Source organism: Natronospirillum operosum (assembly GCF_004768465.1).
Taxonomy (GTDB): domain Bacteria; phylum Pseudomonadota; class Gammaproteobacteria; order Pseudomonadales; family Natronospirillaceae; genus Natronospirillum; species Natronospirillum operosum.
In genome coordinates, this window is sequence record NZ_SRMF01000002.1 from 293,357 (window position 1) to 311,063 (window position 17,707).

A 17,707-nucleotide genomic window follows, 5' to 3' on the forward strand; every position below is an offset into this window, starting at 1 on the left:
CTGCAGACACAGGAGCACCATTGCATGAAAACCGTCTACAGCGAAGACCATCGCCTGCATCATGCCAGCGCCGAACTGAACGATGGCGAGATGATGCCCTGCTTCGAGAAGCCGGCACGGGCGGATCAGGTGCTGGCCGAGGTTGAGCGGGCCGAACTGGGGCCGATCATCCCGCCCGACGACCACGGCGAAGCACCGATACGGCGAGTTCATACCGACCAGTATATCGATTTTTTCCAGTCTGCCTGGTCACGCTGGGCGGACCTGGGCCGCAGCAATGACATGCTGCCGCTGGCCTGGCCGCCGCGTCGGGTGCAGCCACGCTGCCCGCAGGATATTGACGGCCAATTGGGTTACTTCAGCTTCGATGCCGGCGCCCCGATCACCGCCACCACCTGGCAGGCCGTGTACAGCGGTGCCCAGGTGGCCCTGAGTGCCGCTGCCCTGCTGCAGCATGAGCGCCAGGCTTTTGCCCTGTGCCGACCACCGGGCCATCATGCCGGAGCCGACTACATGGGCGGCTACTGCTATCTCAACAATGCCGCCATTGCCGCCCAGTCCCTGCTGGACCAGGGTGCGCGGCGGGTAGCACTGCTGGATGTGGATTATCACCATGGCAATGGTACCCAGGATATTTTCTGGACCCGACCCGACGTCCTGGTTGCTTCAATCCATGCCGACCCGCGCGTGGAGTATCCGTTCTTTGCCGGTCATGCCGATGAGCGTGGCGTCGGCACCGGCGAGGGGTTCAATCACAACTATCCGCTGCCACCGGGTACCGCCTGGGCGGCCTGGTCTCAGGCCCTGCAGGATGCGCTGCGGGTCGTTGCCGGCTATGCACCGGATGCACTGGTGATTTCACTGGGCGTCGACACCTTCAGTGGCGATCCCATCTCCCAGTTCAGGCTGCAGGGTGATGACTATCTCCGCATGGGCGAGCAGATCGGCGCCCTGAGGCTGCCCACCCTGTTCGTGATGGAAGGCGGCTATGCGGTAGCGGAAATCGGCCTCAATGCGGTCAATGTACTGCGCGGTGCCGCCACTCAGAAGGGCTGACCCAGCGACAGCATGATCGCCATGCGATCATCGCTGTTGTACCCCCAGGCCCCGATGACCATGCCCACCGGGGTATCCACAGCCATCAGCGCTGTGCCCCCGACGGTCAGGTCATGCAGATCGAAAGCGTCCGTATCGGTCCAGACCTGGCCCGTTTCCGCCGCCCCGCCCACGAACAGCGGCAGGTCTCCCAGGCCGGTCAGGTCATTCAACTGGCGCAGATAACCGAACTGTCCATGCAGGAGCACCTGGCCACGCAGTTCCTGCGGGTTGTAACCCGACAGCCGCATCAGACCGCCCAGTTGAAAGGCTTCGTAATAGGGCAGATCGCCACTGAGCACTGTGCCCAGGCGCCCGCCTGCAAACAGGGTATTGCGCCGCCAGGTCACCGCGCCCAGATGGCGCAGGGACAGTGAGTGATAATCGGCATCGGCACCCAGTTCCGGCAGGCTGACTTCATAACGCGTTTCCAGCAGCTGTCCACGGCGCGGCAGCACGATGCTGTCCAGACTGTCCACGGTGCCGGTCAGGCGCACCACACTGGTGCTGAAACTTTCTTCCGGCGGCGCCTGCGGCCCGGGTGACTGTATGCGCGTGTTGCCCACACCGGCCGCGTAACCGAGTTGCAGATCCATCTGATTGCGCCAGTTGTAGCCCAGGCTGAATTCGCCACCAAAACGAGCCATACGATACTGGCCCTCGGGCTCCCCGGTACCATCGTACAGATTGACATTCTTCCGCTGCAGACTGACGCGCGGCGTCATGTAGAAACGGGCGTCACGCCGCAGCGGCTGCCACAGGGAAGCACTCAGCAGTGCCTCCTGGCCCACCTGAGCATCCACCTGCCATTCGGTGCCGGCATCGGTAACCTCGGTCTGCAGATAGCTGGCTGCCGCCACGTAGCGGGAGTAGTTGGCAAAGCCTTCTTCCAGCGCCAGGCCGAAGCGCAGATAGCCGGGGCCAGTGCTGTTGGGCAGGGCGGTAATGCGAGCGCCCCGAGTACCGTCTTCCTCCTCGACGGGCTGATAATCGACATGATCGAAGTAGCCCAGACCGTACAGACGACTCAGGTCCTGCTCCAGTTCCTCCAGTTGGAAGGTCTCGTCCGGCGCACTGGTCATGGTCGCCCAGAGCAGCTCTCTGGGCACACGCGACCGGTTGTCCAGATCGAAGAACTGGGGTTCCAGGGTCTGCTTCTGGGCGCTCAGGCGCTCCCGATAGCTGGCCCAGGTGTCATCGTCCACGGCGAGAGCCGCTATCTGCTCTGCGTGCAGAACGGCAGCCGTATACCCCACCTGAATGGCTGCCAGACCCTTGTCAAAATCGAAAGCGGTGAGTCCTGCCTCGGTAATGCCGGGCTGGACCAGGATGTCGTGCTCGCGCATGCGCTCGATCTGCAGCCACTGATGCTGCTTCATGTTGATATTGAGCGCCTGCTCGATGATGCTCAGCGGGCTGGTCAGTTCTTCCTGTGCTTTCAAGTTGCCGACCACATCCACCACAATGAGGATATCGGCGCCCATTTCCAGAGCCACGTCAATGGGCAGATTATTGACCACACCCCCATCCACCAGCGCCAGATCATCCCAGACCACGGGCTGGAAAATACCGGGAATGGCCATGCTGGCCCGCATGGCCAGATTGATATCACCCTCGTCCAGCACTACCGGATTACCGGTTTCGATGTTCACCCCAATGGCCCGAAAAGGTACTGCAAAGTCATCAAAATGATGGGGCACCGGGGTCTGAGCACCATAGGCGCGCAGCGTCGGCATCAGCCGCTGGCCCTGCAGCAGACCGAGCGGGAACTGGGGACCGGTCAGCCCGATGCCCACCGAGCCCATCAACGGCAACTCCAGTTGCTCAGCGCGACGCCGGGGTGGCAGCAAGGGTCGGCGGGTGCGATCCGAGAATATCTCCTGCCAGGGCGTGTTGATGACAATCTCGACCAACTCCTCCGACGTGTTGCCCTGCACATAGAGGCCGCCGGCAATCGCCCCCATGCTGGTACCCACAATAAAGTCCACCGGCACCTGCTGTTCTTCCAGATACTGCAGTACCCCGACATGCGCCAGCCCCTTGGCACCACCACCGCCCAGCACAAGGCCCACGCGAGGCCGTTCGGAGGCCAAAGCCAGGGCTGGCAGCCAGCAGAGAAACACCAGCAGCAGACCGAGCAGGCGGGTCATTCGACGCCAGTCGGTGCTATGTGAATGTGCTACGAGTGTGATCATGGCAATGCTCCATGTTTGCCTTGTCGGCCTGCCACCGGGCCGGCACTATTCCATTTGCAGACTCCGGTGCAGGACCGTCGGTGCAGCGATGATCGTCATTCCTTTCAGCCGTTCGGGCCGCAGTTCGCGATCATTGACCACATCACGGATATAGATCGCCTCGACCTGAGCAGGGAAACGCTCCCTGATGGTACTGTATATCTCCGGGTCTCGCTCGCCGGAATCACCCACCAGAATGAACCGGCGCTGCGGGAAATGCTGCAACACCTGCTCAATCTGCCGCAACTTCTGATCAAAAGTAACATTCTCGTTGGTGGCCAGCTCGCTCAGATCCCGCCAGGTGTTGAGACTGAGCGGGTTCTTGCGCACGCTCTTCATGTGCAGGCTGCCGCGCGGAAAGCCGGCCGCCTCGGAAAACAGAAACCCGGTAAGGGCATTGTAAAGCTGCCAGGGTGAGCCGGAGACGTAGTGAAAGGTCGCATCCTCCCACTCACTGTAGAGCTCTGCCATCCCGGGGGCAGCTTCATAGGCCTTGAAAAAGGTATTGCGCACCACGGTGCGTCGGCCGGCCGGTATCTCGGTTACCTTGACCGTGTCGTCGATATCCGAGATCACCGACAACCCCTCCGGCTCGATCAACTGCACATGACCCCGCCCCTGGTGCCGCCCTCCGGTGGTCACCGTGAATGTCAGCCAGCCATCTGCACTGTTCTGTGCCTGCAACAGGGTTTCGGCATGCTCGGCCGGCAGAGCCAGACGGCCATCGACAATGCCGTTGAGGCGGCTGCGCCGGGCGCTGCCTGCAGCGTCCCGCACGCTGTAGATCCGTGCTTCCGGGTCACTGTCGAAACGAATCTCCGGGCGCCGACCAGACTCACTATCGGCGGCAAAATCCCGAATCCGGGAGCGGAAAATCCCTGCTTCTTCGGAGCTCAGCCAGAAGGTGACCCGCGCCATGGCCGTCATCACCCGCTCGGTCACCCGCCGCCGCTCGTACACATAGAGACGCATGGGCGCGATCCAGACGTCCTGGCCGTCGGCATCGGTACCCTGATAGGCGTATGTGTTGTAGGCGGTCACGAAGTGCCGGCCATCGCCAACCGGCGAATCATCCAGGGGCTCGGTCCCAACGACTGCAGGCAGAGCCAGCAGAACAAACAGGAAAATTGCACAGCGCATGATGTAACAGGCTGGCCCAGCAACCGATTGCTGTCAAATCGACCAATCCGGGAACCACTCCGTCCGCACGGGGTCCAAGCCTGCAACTTCAAATCATCCGAGGTCTGACAGCCATGTTGCCCGGTCCCGTCAACCGATACCCGAATACCGCCGCCCTGCTGGCCATGAGCATGAGTACCGTCGCACTGGCCGACCCCCCGGCTATTTCCGGCCTGCGCACCGGCGAAGGCAACCTGCCGGTACACGATCAGTCTCTGGTATTGCACCACAGTCTCGAGGCCTTTGCAGACAACATGATGTCGGGTGGTCCGCCGCCGGATGGCATTCCCTCCATCGACGAACCGCAGTTTCTGGCTGCCGCCGAACACAGCATGGACCCGAATGACCGGGTCATCGGGCTGGAATACAACGGCGTGGTTCGCGCCTATCCGCACAGCATCATGGTGCTGCACGAGATCGTCAATCACGAGATTGGGGGTGAGAACATTGCCGTCACCTACTGCCCGCTGACCGCCACCGCACAGGGGTTCAAGACCGGCAGCACCACGCTGGGTGTGTCCGGCCGTCTGATCAACAGCAATCTGGTCATGTATGACCGGGACACCGGCAGCCTCTGGCCACAGATCTCGGCGACCGCCATAGCCGGCGAACGCAGGGGCGAATCGCTGGAGGAGATCAACCTCACCTGGACCACCTGGGGCGAATGGTATGCACAGCACCCCGACACCGAACTGCTCAGTGACCGCACCGGTTTCGCCCGCGACTATCGGCGTGATCCCTATGGCCGCTACAACCCGACCGGCGGCTACTACAGCAGTGACCGGGTCATGTTTCCGCTGATGACCGAGGATGACAGCCTGCATTCCAAGCACATGGTATCCGGAGCGCGCACCAGAGACCAGGCAGTGGTCTTCGACCTGGAAGTTCTTGCCGAAGTGGGCCTGGTCAAGACCGAACACTTTGTCGGTGTCCATGATGCCGACCTGGGCAATGCGCGGATCTATCTTCGCGATGGCGATCAGTCCTTCACCTGGCAGGAGGGACAGGTGCTGGAGTCGGCATCCGGCAAAGCCTTTGCAGCCGATGCCCTGCCGCTGGAACCGGTCATCGCCATTGAGGCCTTCTGGTTTGCCTGGAACGCGGTTTATCCGGACAGCGAGCGAGGCTGGTGATGCGCTGGCTGGTGCAGACTGTTCAGGTCATCCTGGTGCTGCTGCAGATTCGACGCTTTCGTACTGCACTGATTCTGGTAACGCTGGTCTATCTGGTGGCATTCCTGTTCGCCATTCAGAACCTGACGCTGCCGACCGGCACCGACTTTGCCATGCTTTGGGCCGATCCGGCGCTGATGTTCCGTCGCACCGGCTATCTGCTCTTTGATGCCATTGCAGTGATCCATACACCGCTGTTCACCTGGCTGCTGGCACCGCTCAATCTGCTGCTGGGATTGTTCATTTCCCTGCTGGTGGGGCTGAATCTGGTTCTGTCCTGGACCGCCTGGCGCCAGCCACGCGTCTGCCGAGTCAACGGCACCACCGGCACGCTGGGCCTGATCCCCGCCCTGCTGGCCGGTGGTGCCTGTTGCGCACCCACATTGCTGCTGGTACTGGGTATACAGGCCACAGCTGCGCTGATCACGGCGGTGCAGTGGATGATTCCGCTGGCGCTGGTACTGCTGATTGGTTCTCTGGTCTGGGTGGCACAGAGAACCAATCTCGAACGTCTCAAACTCGACCTGATTTAACACCCTATTGGTTGGACCATCGCCTTGACCTGAGGGTCCACTGTACTTGACCTTGAAGTCAGTTTTAAAGTTAGTGTGTTGCGAATGCTCCTGCTTTTCAGCTACCAACCTAGTGTCCCTTAACAGAAGTTCGTGGCCTTTCAGAGCCTCTGTCAGGCGCTAGTACAAGGCGCACTCCGCCGGGAATAGTGGTTCTATTTGCCAGGAGTGCAACGCCGTAATAGTGTCTGACAGAGGCTCCCGAAGGGCGAGCCATACAAGGCCTCTGGCGGTGTTGCAGCTCTTGCAAAGGGCTACGGCCATTCCCTGCGAGCTGCGCCTAGCCAGAAACCTTGTATGACTCGCTGAAACCTACGAACTTCTGTTAAGGGACACTGGTCCATTAGCGACGCTTTCATGAGGTCAAACCATGCAAACCCTAAGTATCGGCGAGCTCTCAGGACTCAGCGGGGTCTCCAGTCAAACGATCAGATACTATGAGAAAGAGAAATTGATGCCTGCTCCTCTGCGGACAGATTCCAACTATCGGCGTTATCCCATGGAGGCCGTAGCCAGGCTGGAGTTTATCGTCCACGCCAAGCAGTGGGGCTTCACGCTTGATGAGATCCGAGAATTGCTGGTGCTTCAGGATGCCAATGGCGATCGTGCCCAGGCCAAGCGCATCGCCGCAGAGAAACTGCACAAGATCCGCGAGCAGATCAAGCATCTCTCGCGGATCGAGTCCGTATTGTCCAAAACGCTGGCCGAGTGTGCGGGAGAAGGGCCAATGCATGAGGGCTGCCCGATCATCGAGGCTATCGCGGGGAAAGAGGAATGAAATGGCACAGGAACCGGACTGCCGACCGTCGTCAACAAACGGCTGATACGGAGCAGGAGCCCAAATGAACTTGACCTTTAAGCAGACTATAAAGATGTAGTCTTCTCTACCAGCTGCGCTGTACAGGTTGAACTCCAAATCCAATCTTCCTGCCCTGCTGGTGGATAGGCGATCAACGAGAGGGTGGAGAATGCTATGAACAAACGCCGCAATTGGATACTGGTCATTGTCATCATCGCCGCCAGCACCTTTGGGGCTGGCACCCTTGTAGGACAGGAAGGCAGTCAACAGCGACCAATGGGAGGCCAGGGCATGATGGAGATGCAGGACATGATGAATGACATGAATGCAATGATGGAACGATGCAACGCCATGATGGACATGATGCAACAGGGTCACGAGAGTGACCGTCATTGATCCAAACGATAAGAAAACGCCGGAGAGAAAGAGGAAGCGCCATGAATTGCTGTGATGACAAGACCCACCAGAAAACAGGAGTGGCGCGCCTGATGCAAGGGCCTCGCCGCTGGATGCTTTTGGGAGCCGTGGTTGTAGCGGGCGGCCTTGCCATGGGTTGGGACCAGATGGTTTTGTTGGGTATCGCCCCCATTCTGGTAAGCCTTTTGCCCTGCCTCGTTATGTGCGGGCTGGGAGTAGGCATGATGTGTAGAAACAAGGGCGGCAAGTCGACCGACCAGAGCGAAGCCTCCAACGTGCAGGCCGCTACTGCAGCGCCGACGGAGAAGCAATCCACCCATCCCCAGGCAGCGGAGCAGAAAGCAGCGACCGAACAGGCCGTATCCAGGTTTCAGGCCTAACCGCGAATGGGAACTCGCACTTGTTTTCGCGATGGTGTCGGCCTTGTGGTTTTATGGCCGTCCCTGGGACGGGGGACTGTGACCACCAGCAAGTAGAAAGGCCCCAGCCAACAAAAGAATGCCAACGATGGCCCCCGACACTTTTAACCAGCGGGGTATAACGCCCGGTCCGCCACCCCGCTCTGCGCGGTGGCGCCGACCGCAAGGGGTCAAACCTGGCGGTTTGTAAACGTTCAGGGCCACAATGACCAGCAGAACCACGAAGGCAAGCCCAGCGTGGACAAGATCACCCCCCAGCGCCCCGAGTTGGGCAGCGTTTGCGTCCCGTGCGTGGTTTGCTGTGGCACTCACCGTTGGCATGTGGCCCAGTAGTACGGCAATGGAAAGGCCCGTCAATAACAGAGAAATCAAGATCCAGTAGTGACGGTAAAGTCCCCAAGGGGTGCCGTGCGCCATTACAATCCCGGTCAGCAGCGCTAGTACGGCCATTGGCAGAATGACGAACCAGCCCGTCAGCTCCATGGCAATCCAGGCTGCACGAATGGTCTCTGGGTTCTGGCTGGCGACGGCAGCAACGCCCAGTGCCAAATACACCAGTACGCCTCCAAGCCAGCCCAGGGAGACGACCAGGTGTGTAGCGAGTGCGAATTTTTTATAACCGGGAGTCAAAACCATACTCGAAGTCCTAAACTGCTCTTGGGGAACCACATAGTGGCCGCAGGTATCGTGGCTCTGCCGCTCGCAGCTTGGCCATAGTTACAGCTGCTTCAGCTAACTTCACGGCTAGGTCGAGTCAGTGTCTTGACCAGAAACTTGGCAGGTCAATCTCAACCGATGAGCTCCAGAATGGGGAACTGATCCAGCAACCAGAATGACATTATTGTCATTGTGCCTGTCATGATCATAACGCCCATCAATATCATGATGCCCCCGGCAACCGGGTGCAAAATCCGTCCCCAGCGCTGAAGTACCCTCTGGTGGTGCAGGAACTTGTTCACCGAAAGAGCCGTCAGCATGAACGGCACTGCCAACCCAAGAGAATATACACCCAGCAAAAACAGGCCGCTGGAAGCGCCGCCTGACGATACGCTGACGGTGAGAATGGCCCCCAGAACAGGACCGATACACGGCGTCCAGCCAACCGCAAAGGCGACACCCAAAAGATAAGCCGTGCTGGGCCGGCCGCTGACCAGGTTGATCCTGTGCAAAAAGCGCCACTCTCGTTGCAGCCAGTTGAAACGGAGTATTCCGGTCATCATCAAGCCAAAAACAATGATTGCAATGCCGCCAACAAATTGGGCTTCATAGCGGTACGACAGCAGCAGTCGGCCGAGCATGGTCGCACTCGCCCCGAGTAACATGAAGATGGTCGTGAAGCCGGCAATGAACCAGGCAGCTTGCACAACGGCGTCATGTCGGTCACCGTCGAAGCTCGCAGCACCACCGCCTGCCGGTCTGATCGTCTGCCCGGTTATAAACGAGAGGTAGCCTGGCACCAGCGGCAGCACACAAGGCGACAGAAAGGAAATCAAACCACCTAAAAAGGCAGCCAGCAAGCCAACATTGGCAATCTCAAACATTGCAGTCCGTCAGTCAAAAAGTGAATTGAACATCCGCCTGAAGCGGTACCGGAGCGCCACCGGCACTGCTTCAGGCCCCTGCACCAGTGCAGTCACATACGAGACCATGGGTTCCGTATCTGCCAGCAGTCCGTGAAATCGAGCTCGCATGTCGCCGTAGCCATCGATGACATGGATGACAATGCCATGCATCTGCACCCCCTCATCAACCACCTCGAATCTAACACCGTATTCTGCGGCCAAATTGCCTGTTATCTCGGGCGGATCAGATTCCTGGCGGAACAGAAACTGCCAGTTGCGATCACCCATGCGAAAACGCTCACCCATTTCCCGCATAATCCGACGCGTGGAAGCGATGTCTTCGGTATCTGTCGCAATGGTGATGAACACGACGTCTTCATGCAGCCCCCGAGCATTGACTGCATGTTGCACTTGTCCAATCAAATGCTGGTGAATCGGGCAGGCTTCATCGCAACGGGTGTAAATGAAGTTCAATATGACCACCTGGCCACGCATATCTTCACTCGTCACAATATCGCCATTGACATCTGCGAGCCTGAATTCCGGCGCCGGGTAACGAACAAACTGGGCATGGGGCTGACGGTCATGGAGGGCTGCTTCAACATCCTCAATCGAGTGGCCAAATGCCGCTGTCGATAAGAGCCAGAACACAACCGCGACCAGCCAGCCGCCTCGCGTACGTATGCCGCGCAGCAGTATTGACCCATCCCCCTGAAGCTCATGAACCACGATTCGATCTCCGGTTTGGCTAGACGGCCACCATAAGGTTGTAGTCAAGTTCAAGGTCAAGCGTTGATCGTCGGATCTTCCCCAGATTTGGCGATTAATTCAGAGGGCCCTTGACCTTATAGTGGGATAAAGGGTTATTTTTTCGTGTAACTTTATCACCCAGGGTGACACGTTGTGCGCAAAACTGTTTATTTTTCTACCTTGCTGGGAGTGGCTGCATTGGCGTTTGGAGGCGCTTGGGTCTTTGGCAGTCTAGAGCAAGCGTCTTCCGAGCCAATGTCTCCGGTAGAATCCATCTACTATGAATATGAGCAAAACCATATCCATGGGCTAGGTTTTCACCCGGCCCAGCAAAGCCTGTTCCTAGCGACTCATTTCGGGATATTTGTGCTGCAGAATTCAGAGCTTTATCAATTGGGAGCTAGCCGGGATGATTTTATGGGCTTCTCTCTGCATCCCCATGACCCTGATGTCATTTATACCAGCGGCCACCCTCGTCGTGGCGGCAACATGGGGGTCATGAAATCAAGCGATGGGGGAAAGACATACGAACAGGTGTTCACTGGCTTGCAGGGCGGAACTGTAGACTTCCACAGCATGACGATCAGCGCTGCCGATGCCGGTATACTTTACGGTGCCTTTCGGGGGCGTTTATATCGCAGCCTTGACGGTGCCGAAAGCTGGAGTTATGCCACTGCTGAGGGGTTGCCAGGACAAGGTTATTGCTGGGGCGTGCCGTGCCTGCACGCCGACCCCCATGATCCGAATCGGATTTATGCCGGCACGCCAGAGGGCCTTATGAGGTCAGACGATCAAGGGGATCACTGGACAGAGGTAACCGACGGCCGTGCCGGCGCGGTCGTCAGTGCGGGTGTAGCCCCGAATGATGGACAGGTACTGATTGCCCATACCCAGCATTACGGTGTTGCCCGGTCCGTTGACGCTGGCTCAACCTGGGAGTCCGCAAGCGCAGGCCTTGAGCTGGCAAATGGAGAAGCGGTTTTCCAGTTTGTGTTTGATCCCGATGACGCGAACCGGGTATTTCTCGCCACAACGGGCGACCAAGTTTATCAGTCCAATGACCAGGGCCGAAACTGGAAAAAACTTCTCGGTGTCAATTGGCCGTGAAGGTTTATAGTGGACCTCATGGTCAAGACAAAAAATGCATGAGTTTAAGTTAGTGCCTCGGTCATGGTTGCAGCTGCACAGCGCTGCCCTGATTGCTCATGTTCCGGCGTTGCCTTGCGCGTACTGAAGTGGTCCGGCACTGACGCTCCACCACCCTGGCCACTTTAATAGACTTCATCGGGTGTCTGGTTGCCCAAGCTCTGATGCGGCCACCGTACCGCGTGAAAATTCTCATCTTGAGCTAATGCCACTCTTGGAAGTCTGCATGGTCAAAGGGATCCCGGCGATTCAGGATCGTAACGGGGTTGGTCCAGTCCAACTGATGGGGCCCACCTCACTTAGTAGTGAAATTGTTACTCTGATGTTACACCAGACGGCTGCTTTGTAGCGGTCCCATGCCAAATACACTGATAGAGTTCATTGATTACTCAATCAGGACGGAAAAATGGGAAAGCAGCGTATTGCCGTAATTGGACTGGGCCGCTTTGGAGCTACCCTGGCTCAAGAAGCACAGGCCAATGGTGTCGAGGTACTGGCCGTCGATAGCAATGAAACCAAGGTGAATGATATCGCCGATTCTGTCGGCGAGGCGATCATCGCAGACTGTACGGATCCGAAAGCCATAAATGCTATCGACTGGCAACAGTTCAGTACTGTGGTGGTCGCCATCGGTAGCGATATCAAGAATAGCATGATGACCGTCATACATTTGCAAGAGGCGGGTGTGAGGACACTCTGGTGCAAGGTACAGGACAAATATCATGCAGCCCTGATGTCTCGTCTGGGAGTACAAAAAGTCATCAGCCCGGAGGAGGAAATGGCGCGGCGAGCCGGACGCACCATCCATTTTCCGGACATGATGCAGCAAATGCTTCTGGGAGCAGACCAGTTCGTGGCAGAAATCCAGATCATCAACCGTATGGACAGAAGCGCCATCGCTTCGAAACTGGGTCGTAAACATCATCAGTTGCTGGCGATCAAACGCAAAACAGAATCGTCTTTTACTCAAACAACGGCTTTGCCTGACTGCCTGTATCCCGGTGATCGCATCCTGGTATTGAGCCAGTCGTCTGCGGAGGCCTCATGGCTGTCATTCATGTCGTAACGCGATATCGTCCCCTCGATTCAGCCGGCGGCATACTGCTCAAATTCTTTTTCCTGGGTGCCTTCACAGGAACCCTGTTACTGGCCTTGCCAATCAGCCGGACGGGAGATTTCCATCTGCTTGATCTGTTCTTCACTGCGGCATCGGCAATCACGGTAACCGGGCTGGTCACGCTGGACACCGGGTCCGACTTCTCATTCTTCGGTCAGTTGGTTATCGCTCTGCTGATCCAGGTAGGTGGCCTGGGTTACATGCTGATCGGTTCCTTGACCTTGCTGGGCAAACAACACCTGTTGTCATTGCGACAGCAGGCCACTCTGGGCGTGACCGGTTTCACCGACAGTGGCCTTAACCTCTTTTCCATTCTGCGTTTTGCCTTAATTCTGACAGCACTCATGGTTGTCTTCACAGCGTTGGCGCTGTCCGTTTTCTGGGTACCGGCCTATGGCTGGCAGGACGGCTTGTGGCGCTCGGTGTTTCACGCAAATTCGGCGTACAACAATGCGGGGTTCGCCTTGTTTTCCGACTCTCTCGTCACCGCTGCTGGCGGACAGCCCGTCGCCTGGATACATGCCTTTGCTTTTATCACCGGTGGACTGGGTTTCATCGTCACCCTGGAGGTACTCAGCAAAGATCGAAAATGGAGCATTCACACCCGTATCATGGTCTACGGCAGTATCGCGATGCTGGCTCTGGGTACACTGTTGATCATGTTGTTTGAACGGCACAACGGTAGCTTGGGTCAGGGTATGGAACGCTTCACACAGGCATTCTTCCAGGCAGCCACGACACGCACGGCCGGGTTCAACAGTATGAATCTGGACAGCCTGAGTGACGCCAGCCTTACCTTCATGATGGTCAATATGGTCATCGGTGCCGGACCGGGCTCAACGGCGGGTGGTATTCGCCTGACCACCTTTGTTCTGTTGCTGTCCGGGCTGGTAGCGGCCTTGCAGGGCCGGCACACCACGCGCCTGCTGGGACGTTCTCTGGACGTCAATCACCTGTTGCGAGCCTCGGGTATTCTGGTTCTGACCCTGGCGCTTCTGACGGTCATCAGTCTGGCGCTGTTGACGCTGGAGCCAGAGCAGCCCGGACTAGTGGTGATTTTTGAGGCAGTTTCCGCTCTGGGCACAGTGGGATTGTCACTCGGTGCCACCGGGGAGTTGTCAGAGGCAGGCAAGGTATTGGTCATTCTGGTGATGCTGATTGGGAAGGTTTCGCCGGTACTGTTGTTCAGTGCTCTGGCCGGTCGTCCCGATCGCCCCATCCGTCATGCCGGGGGCTATGTGGCGCTGGGCTGAAAGCCCAACGGGTTAGTCAGATCCTGATGTCTTCAGCCGATAACCGACGCCCGGCTCGTTCTCGATAAAACGCGGCTGAGTGGCCTCATCCCCCAACTTGGCGCGCAATCGAGTCACCAGAATCCTGAGGTAATGCGGCTGGGCTCGATGAGCACCCCAAATCGACTTCAACAACTGGCTTTGTGTAACCAACTGTCCTGAGTGTTCTGCCAATTTCACCAGCAGAGCGAATTCCTTGCGCGAGAGTTTCAACGGCACACCTTCCAGTCTCACCTGGTGGCGAGTCAGGTCAATCTCCAACTCACCCACTGTTATTCGGTCTGTTGTCCGGGTTGCAGCCAACGACTCCAGCAGCCTCCTGATTCGGGCCAGTAATTCGCGCACACTGAATGGTTTAACCACATAGTCATTTGCACCCTGGTCCAGAGCGGTTACCTTGTCCTGTTCGCTTTCCCGCACCGACAGAACGATCACGGGCGTTCGAGTAAAGCCGCGTATTTCCCGCAACACATGTTGACCGTCCAGGTCGGGCAGGCCCAGGTCCAAAATGATCAGGTCGGGTGAGGCCAGGCCGGCCTGGGCGATTCCTTCTTCGCCTGAGCCGGCGGACACGATGTCATACCCCTGAGAAGTCAGACTGATGGAGAGGAACCGAATGATCTGTGGTTCGTCATCAATGATCAGAATGCGGGCCATGGCTTTCCTGACGGTCGTGGTCTGGCAATGTTGAAGCGCTGGCAGGCAGTCGTATTCGCACACAAGTGCCCCTGCTGATCGAGACCGGATCCATAATCATTATGCTGCCGCCATGAGCACTGATCATACCCTTCGCTATGGCCAAACCGAGCCCTTCACCGGCGGCATGATGATCACCTCGGCCAAGGGTGTTGAAAAAATCGAATGCTGCATCACGGTCTGCTTCTGGTATGCCAGGGCCATGGTCTACAATATCAATGACCACATCACCCTCGTCGAACCTGGTATTTATGAATACGGGTTTTTCCACACCGGAAAACTTGACTGCATTATCCACCAGATTGAATAGTGCCTGCCCCACAAGCGCAGGATGGACTTCAACGATATAGGATGCCTCTGTTGCTCTGACACGAAGGTCGCAACCTGGCCAGGCTTTCTTCACGCGTTGCGCCACCGATGCCAAGAGATCGGCCAGGGCAATCTCCTGTCGATCCAGGCTCAAATCACCGTGCCCCAACCGTGTCATGTCCAGCAGGTTTCTGATATACCGGTCCAGCCGTCTTGCCTCTGATAGAACCGAGTCCAGTAGCTCATCCTGCTCAGCCGGCGTCAGATCATCCCGCAGCTCCCGAACGCTTGAAGTGGCACCAATCATCGTAGCCAGGGGAGTTTTAAGATCATGCGACAAAGAAGACATCAACGCAGTTCGCAATAATTCGCGATCCTTTTCGTGCGTGATTCGTTCGATTTCCGCACGAGCCTGTGCATCGTCAATCAACTTGCGACGCAACTGCTCAGTTTGCAGCCCGATCAAGGCGGCGACTATCAAAAGTGTGATTGCCAGAGCCCAGTCGTTCAAGTCGTCCATAACCAGAGTGAACTGGGGTGCTGTGAAGAAGAAATTGAAACTCAGGAAGCTAACCGATGCGGCAACCAACGCCGAGCCCAAAGAACCGTAAGTTGCCGACCACACACTACAAAGCAACAGTGCCATGAGTGCAATGGGATACTGAGCCTCTGTCAGCACCCAATACAGCATGCTGGCAACAAGTATCGGCAGTACCGTTGCGACCACATACTCAACACATCGCTTGGCTGTCAGTTTCGAGGCCAGATTCATGAGGACAGGCGACACTCTACAGGAATTCATCATTGATAGGAGAGATTAGCACCTATCGAGGCCTTTGAGGGTGGTTTGAACTAAGTCTGGCAGCTAGTGTCCCTTCGCTTCTACCTACTGGTCTCTATGGACCATCCCGATGTCACCCGTTTTCATTGTTCAGGCGGCTACTTTAAGGCTCTAGGCGTGTACAAGGCCAAGTGCGGATGCAGGACAACATCCTGACCAGGGTAACCCTGGTCCTGCCTGGTCACTGCGGGCCCGACTGCAAGCCATCAGAACGTCGCCGACCAGTTGAGCGCTGCCGTCAGCGGATAGAGACCGAATTCCGACGCGCTCGCTTCGCTGCGGGTCGCCACCGGCACACCCAGCGTGCCTTCCAGCCGGCTGTCGTTGGTCAGGCTGTGCTGGAAACCGGTCGTCAGCAGCGCGCTCTCGTCGCCCAGATTGATCACGGTGCCGGCCTGCAGATCGGTCAGCGCACTCACCGGGGCAGAGGCCTGCACTCCGGCATAGTGGCGGCCCCAGGGCACGACCAGACCCTGCTGGTAGAAGTCACTGGCCAACACCGTCATGTCGGGTCGGCGCGCACCCAGTTGATTGTAGTGGTACTCGCCGACCACATAGACATCGCCGAAGATCTGCCGGTCGGCACCCAGAGTCAGGCGCAGGCCACTGTCGTCCTCGTTGAACAGCCAGGCCGACTCCTGCCACAGGCCCCAGTCACCAACCGCCGTCTGCGCCCCGACACCGAGCAGGTGCTCGGATCGGTTGACCGTCAGTGCCGTGGCTTCCAGGGTCCAGCGGTCTACCTGCTGATAGGCGCGTACAAACAGGGCCTGATCCGACCCCTGCACCCAGCCCAAATCCAGTTCACCGAAGGCCCCCCAGGGCTGGCGCCAGCGCAGGGCATCCACACCCGGGCGATAACTGCGTTCCTGGGCGCTGATGCGGGCCGGCATGATGACATCCATCGGTGAGAACTGCGGTGACAAACCCAGACTGATGGCCTGTCGACCGGCGCTCAGTTCGCCCCGAGTACCGAAATACTGCACATTCGCCCGATCCAGATTCTGCGTCAGCACCAGATCGTCGTCGGGCGAGCTGTACAGGTTGGATGTCAGGTCTTCCCATCGATAGTCGGCTCCGGGGGCACCTGACGCCAAGCCGGGGCCGCCGAGTCCGGACCCGCGGCGCACATGCAGCCGCTGCTCCAGACCATACTGCAGATTGAGTCGCACGTCGGCATCAACGTGATGCAGCAGATTGAAGCGACTGCCGGCCGTCTGGGTCAGCGCCGGATCGGTAAGCGGCTCGGTGCGCTCCATCTGCGTCTCGACACCCAGATTCAGATCAATCCAGACATCCGTGTCGGCAGCGACGGCGACGCTTGCCAGCAGCAGCCCGGCCAGAGCAGGTCCTGTCCACGCTTTCATGCGCGGACCTCATCGCTCTCGATCCGGCCGTCGCGCAACTGAATCAGGCGGCTGGCTCGTTCCATGATCATGGGATCATGGGTGGAAAAGACGAAAGTCATGCCCTCGCGGCGGTTCAGCTCATGCATCATGTCCAGCAGGTCGCTGCCGGTCTGGGAGTCCAGATTGGCCGTGGGCTCGTCGGCCAGGATGATATCCGGCTGGCTGACCATGGCGCGGGCCACGGCCACCCGCTGCTGCTGCCCGCCGGACAATTGGGCCGGCCGACGATCGGCCTTGCCGCTCAACCCGACCCGGTTCAGCATGCTGTCCACGCGGGCCTGCCGCTCGGCTTTGGGCACGCCCTGCAGCAGCATGATGTACTCGCAGTTCTCGGCCGCCGTCAGCACCGGGATCAGATTGTAGGCTTGAAAGATGAACCCGATGTGATCGCGCCGGAAGTCCGACAAGTCGCGACCACTCATGGCAGAGATGGCCTGTCCGCGCAGATAGACCTCACCAGCCGTCGGCGCCTCCAGCCCGCCCATCAATTGCAGCAGCGTGGACTTGCCCGACCCCGAAGGCCCGACAATGGCGGTAAACTCACGGGGTGCTATGGTCAGGCTGACCTGGTCCAGCGCCTTGACCAGGGTGTCGCCACTGCCATAGTGCCGGCTCAGTTCCCGGGTCTCGAACACCACATCGGCGGTGGGATCGGCGCTTGCTTTGCGCTGGATGGATGCTTGCATGACGGGATCTCC

The 17,707-nt window shown here is 58.3% G+C and carries 18 protein-coding genes; 9 read left to right on the forward strand and 9 right to left on the reverse strand.

Annotated elements, in window-relative coordinates; genetic code table 11:
- The first annotated feature begins 24 nt into the window (after positions 1 to 24).
- Complete coding sequence (locus tag E4656_RS07795) at positions 25 to 1,056, forward strand: histone deacetylase family protein (protein WP_135482640.1); 1,032 nt, start codon at positions 25 to 27, stop codon at positions 1,054 to 1,056.
- On the opposite strand, the gene E4656_RS07800 is transcribed toward E4656_RS07795, so the two are convergent.
- Together E4656_RS07800 and E4656_RS07805 are read right to left on the reverse strand one after the other, a co-directional pair.
- Positions 1,044 to 3,290 carry a patatin-like phospholipase family protein gene (locus E4656_RS07800; RefSeq protein WP_135482641.1) on the reverse strand — a complete coding sequence of 749 codons (2,247 nt, stop codon included), beginning with the start codon at positions 3,288 to 3,290 and terminating at the stop codon, positions 1,044 to 1,046. The two genes, E4656_RS07795 and E4656_RS07800, sit on opposite strands and share 13 nt — an antisense overlap.
- Positions 3,291 to 3,335: 45 nt before the next feature.
- Positions 3,336 to 4,469, reverse strand: a complete 1,134-nt coding sequence (locus E4656_RS07805) for a phosphatidate phosphatase App1 family protein (protein ID WP_135482642.1) — start codon at positions 4,467 to 4,469, stop codon at positions 3,336 to 3,338.
- A 113-nt stretch (positions 4,470 to 4,582) separates the two neighbouring features.
- Between E4656_RS07805 and E4656_RS07810 the strand changes: the two genes are divergently transcribed.
- The 5 genes from E4656_RS07810 (at position 4,583) to E4656_RS20475 (ending at position 7,848) form a co-directional block, all read left to right on the forward strand.
- Positions 4,583 to 5,641, forward strand: a complete 1,059-nt coding sequence (locus E4656_RS07810) for a DUF3179 domain-containing protein (RefSeq protein ID WP_135482643.1) — start codon at positions 4,583 to 4,585, stop codon at positions 5,639 to 5,641.
- The gene (locus E4656_RS07815) at positions 5,638 to 6,213 is read left to right on the forward strand and encodes a hypothetical protein (protein ID WP_135482644.1); all 576 of its coding nucleotides are present in this window, start codon (positions 5,638 to 5,640) and stop codon (positions 6,211 to 6,213) included. The genes E4656_RS07810 and E4656_RS07815 overlap by 4 nt, the downstream gene beginning before the upstream one ends.
- A gap of 409 nt (positions 6,214 to 6,622) precedes the next feature.
- Entirely contained in the window at positions 6,623 to 7,030 is a 408-nt protein-coding gene (locus tag E4656_RS07820) for a heavy metal-responsive transcriptional regulator (protein WP_135482645.1), read from the forward strand.
- Between the two features lie 195 nt (positions 7,031 to 7,225).
- Complete coding sequence (locus tag E4656_RS07825; protein ID WP_135482646.1) at positions 7,226 to 7,447, forward strand: hypothetical protein; 222 nt, start codon at positions 7,226 to 7,228, stop codon at positions 7,445 to 7,447.
- Positions 7,448 to 7,689: 242 nt separating this feature from the next.
- Entirely contained in the window at positions 7,690 to 7,848 is a 159-nt protein-coding gene (locus E4656_RS20475; RefSeq protein WP_240753931.1) for a hypothetical protein, read from the forward strand.
- A 51-nt stretch (positions 7,849 to 7,899) separates the two neighbouring features.
- Here the strand turns inward: E4656_RS20475 and E4656_RS07835 are convergent, their stop codons facing one another.
- From E4656_RS07835 to E4656_RS07845, 3 genes are all read right to left on the reverse strand, one after another.
- Entirely contained in the window at positions 7,900 to 8,523 is a 624-nt protein-coding gene (locus tag E4656_RS07835) for a DUF2269 family protein (RefSeq protein WP_205849146.1), read from the reverse strand.
- Positions 8,524 to 8,675: 152 nt separating this feature from the next.
- Complete coding sequence (locus E4656_RS07840) at positions 8,676 to 9,428, reverse strand: cytochrome c biogenesis CcdA family protein (RefSeq protein ID WP_135482648.1); 753 nt, start codon at positions 9,426 to 9,428, stop codon at positions 8,676 to 8,678.
- 9 nt (positions 9,429 to 9,437) lie between these two features.
- Positions 9,438 to 10,178: an SCO family protein gene (locus E4656_RS07845; RefSeq protein WP_167855978.1), complete on the reverse strand. Its 741-nt coding sequence runs from the start codon at positions 10,176 to 10,178 to the stop codon at positions 9,438 to 9,440.
- A gap of 174 nt (positions 10,179 to 10,352) precedes the next feature.
- On the opposite strand from E4656_RS07845, the gene E4656_RS07850 reads away from it, so the two are divergent.
- The 3 genes from E4656_RS07850 (at position 10,353) to E4656_RS07860 (ending at position 13,715) form a co-directional block, all read left to right on the forward strand.
- The gene (locus E4656_RS07850; RefSeq protein WP_135482650.1) at positions 10,353 to 11,306 is read left to right on the forward strand and encodes a WD40/YVTN/BNR-like repeat-containing protein; all 954 of its coding nucleotides are present in this window, start codon (positions 10,353 to 10,355) and stop codon (positions 11,304 to 11,306) included.
- A 445-nt stretch (positions 11,307 to 11,751) separates the two neighbouring features.
- Positions 11,752 to 12,411 (forward strand): potassium channel family protein, encoded by a 660-nt coding sequence (locus E4656_RS07855; RefSeq protein WP_135482651.1) that lies wholly within the window; start codon positions 11,752 to 11,754, stop codon positions 12,409 to 12,411.
- On the forward strand, positions 12,390 to 13,715 hold the full coding sequence (locus tag E4656_RS07860; protein WP_135482652.1) for a TrkH family potassium uptake protein: 1,326 nt from the start codon (positions 12,390 to 12,392) through the stop codon (positions 13,713 to 13,715). The genes E4656_RS07855 and E4656_RS07860 overlap by 22 nt, the downstream gene beginning before the upstream one ends.
- A gap of 12 nt (positions 13,716 to 13,727) precedes the next feature.
- Here E4656_RS07860 and E4656_RS07865 read toward each other — a convergent pair whose 3' ends face one another.
- From E4656_RS07865 to E4656_RS07880, 4 genes are all read right to left on the reverse strand, one after another.
- Entirely contained in the window at positions 13,728 to 14,411 is a 684-nt protein-coding gene (locus tag E4656_RS07865) for a response regulator transcription factor (RefSeq protein ID WP_135482653.1), read from the reverse strand.
- Entirely contained in the window at positions 14,389 to 15,531 is a 1,143-nt protein-coding gene (locus E4656_RS07870) for a sensor histidine kinase (RefSeq protein WP_167855979.1), read from the reverse strand. Before E4656_RS07870 ends, E4656_RS07865 begins: the two co-directional genes overlap by 23 nt.
- A gap of 275 nt (positions 15,532 to 15,806) precedes the next feature.
- Positions 15,807 to 16,967 (reverse strand): hypothetical protein, encoded by a 1,161-nt coding sequence (locus E4656_RS07875; RefSeq protein WP_135482655.1) that lies wholly within the window; start codon positions 16,965 to 16,967, stop codon positions 15,807 to 15,809.
- Entirely contained in the window at positions 16,964 to 17,695 is a 732-nt protein-coding gene (locus E4656_RS07880) for an ABC transporter ATP-binding protein (protein ID WP_135482656.1), read from the reverse strand. The genes E4656_RS07875 and E4656_RS07880 overlap by 4 nt, the downstream gene beginning before the upstream one ends.
- Positions 17,696 to 17,707: the final 12 nt, after the last annotated feature.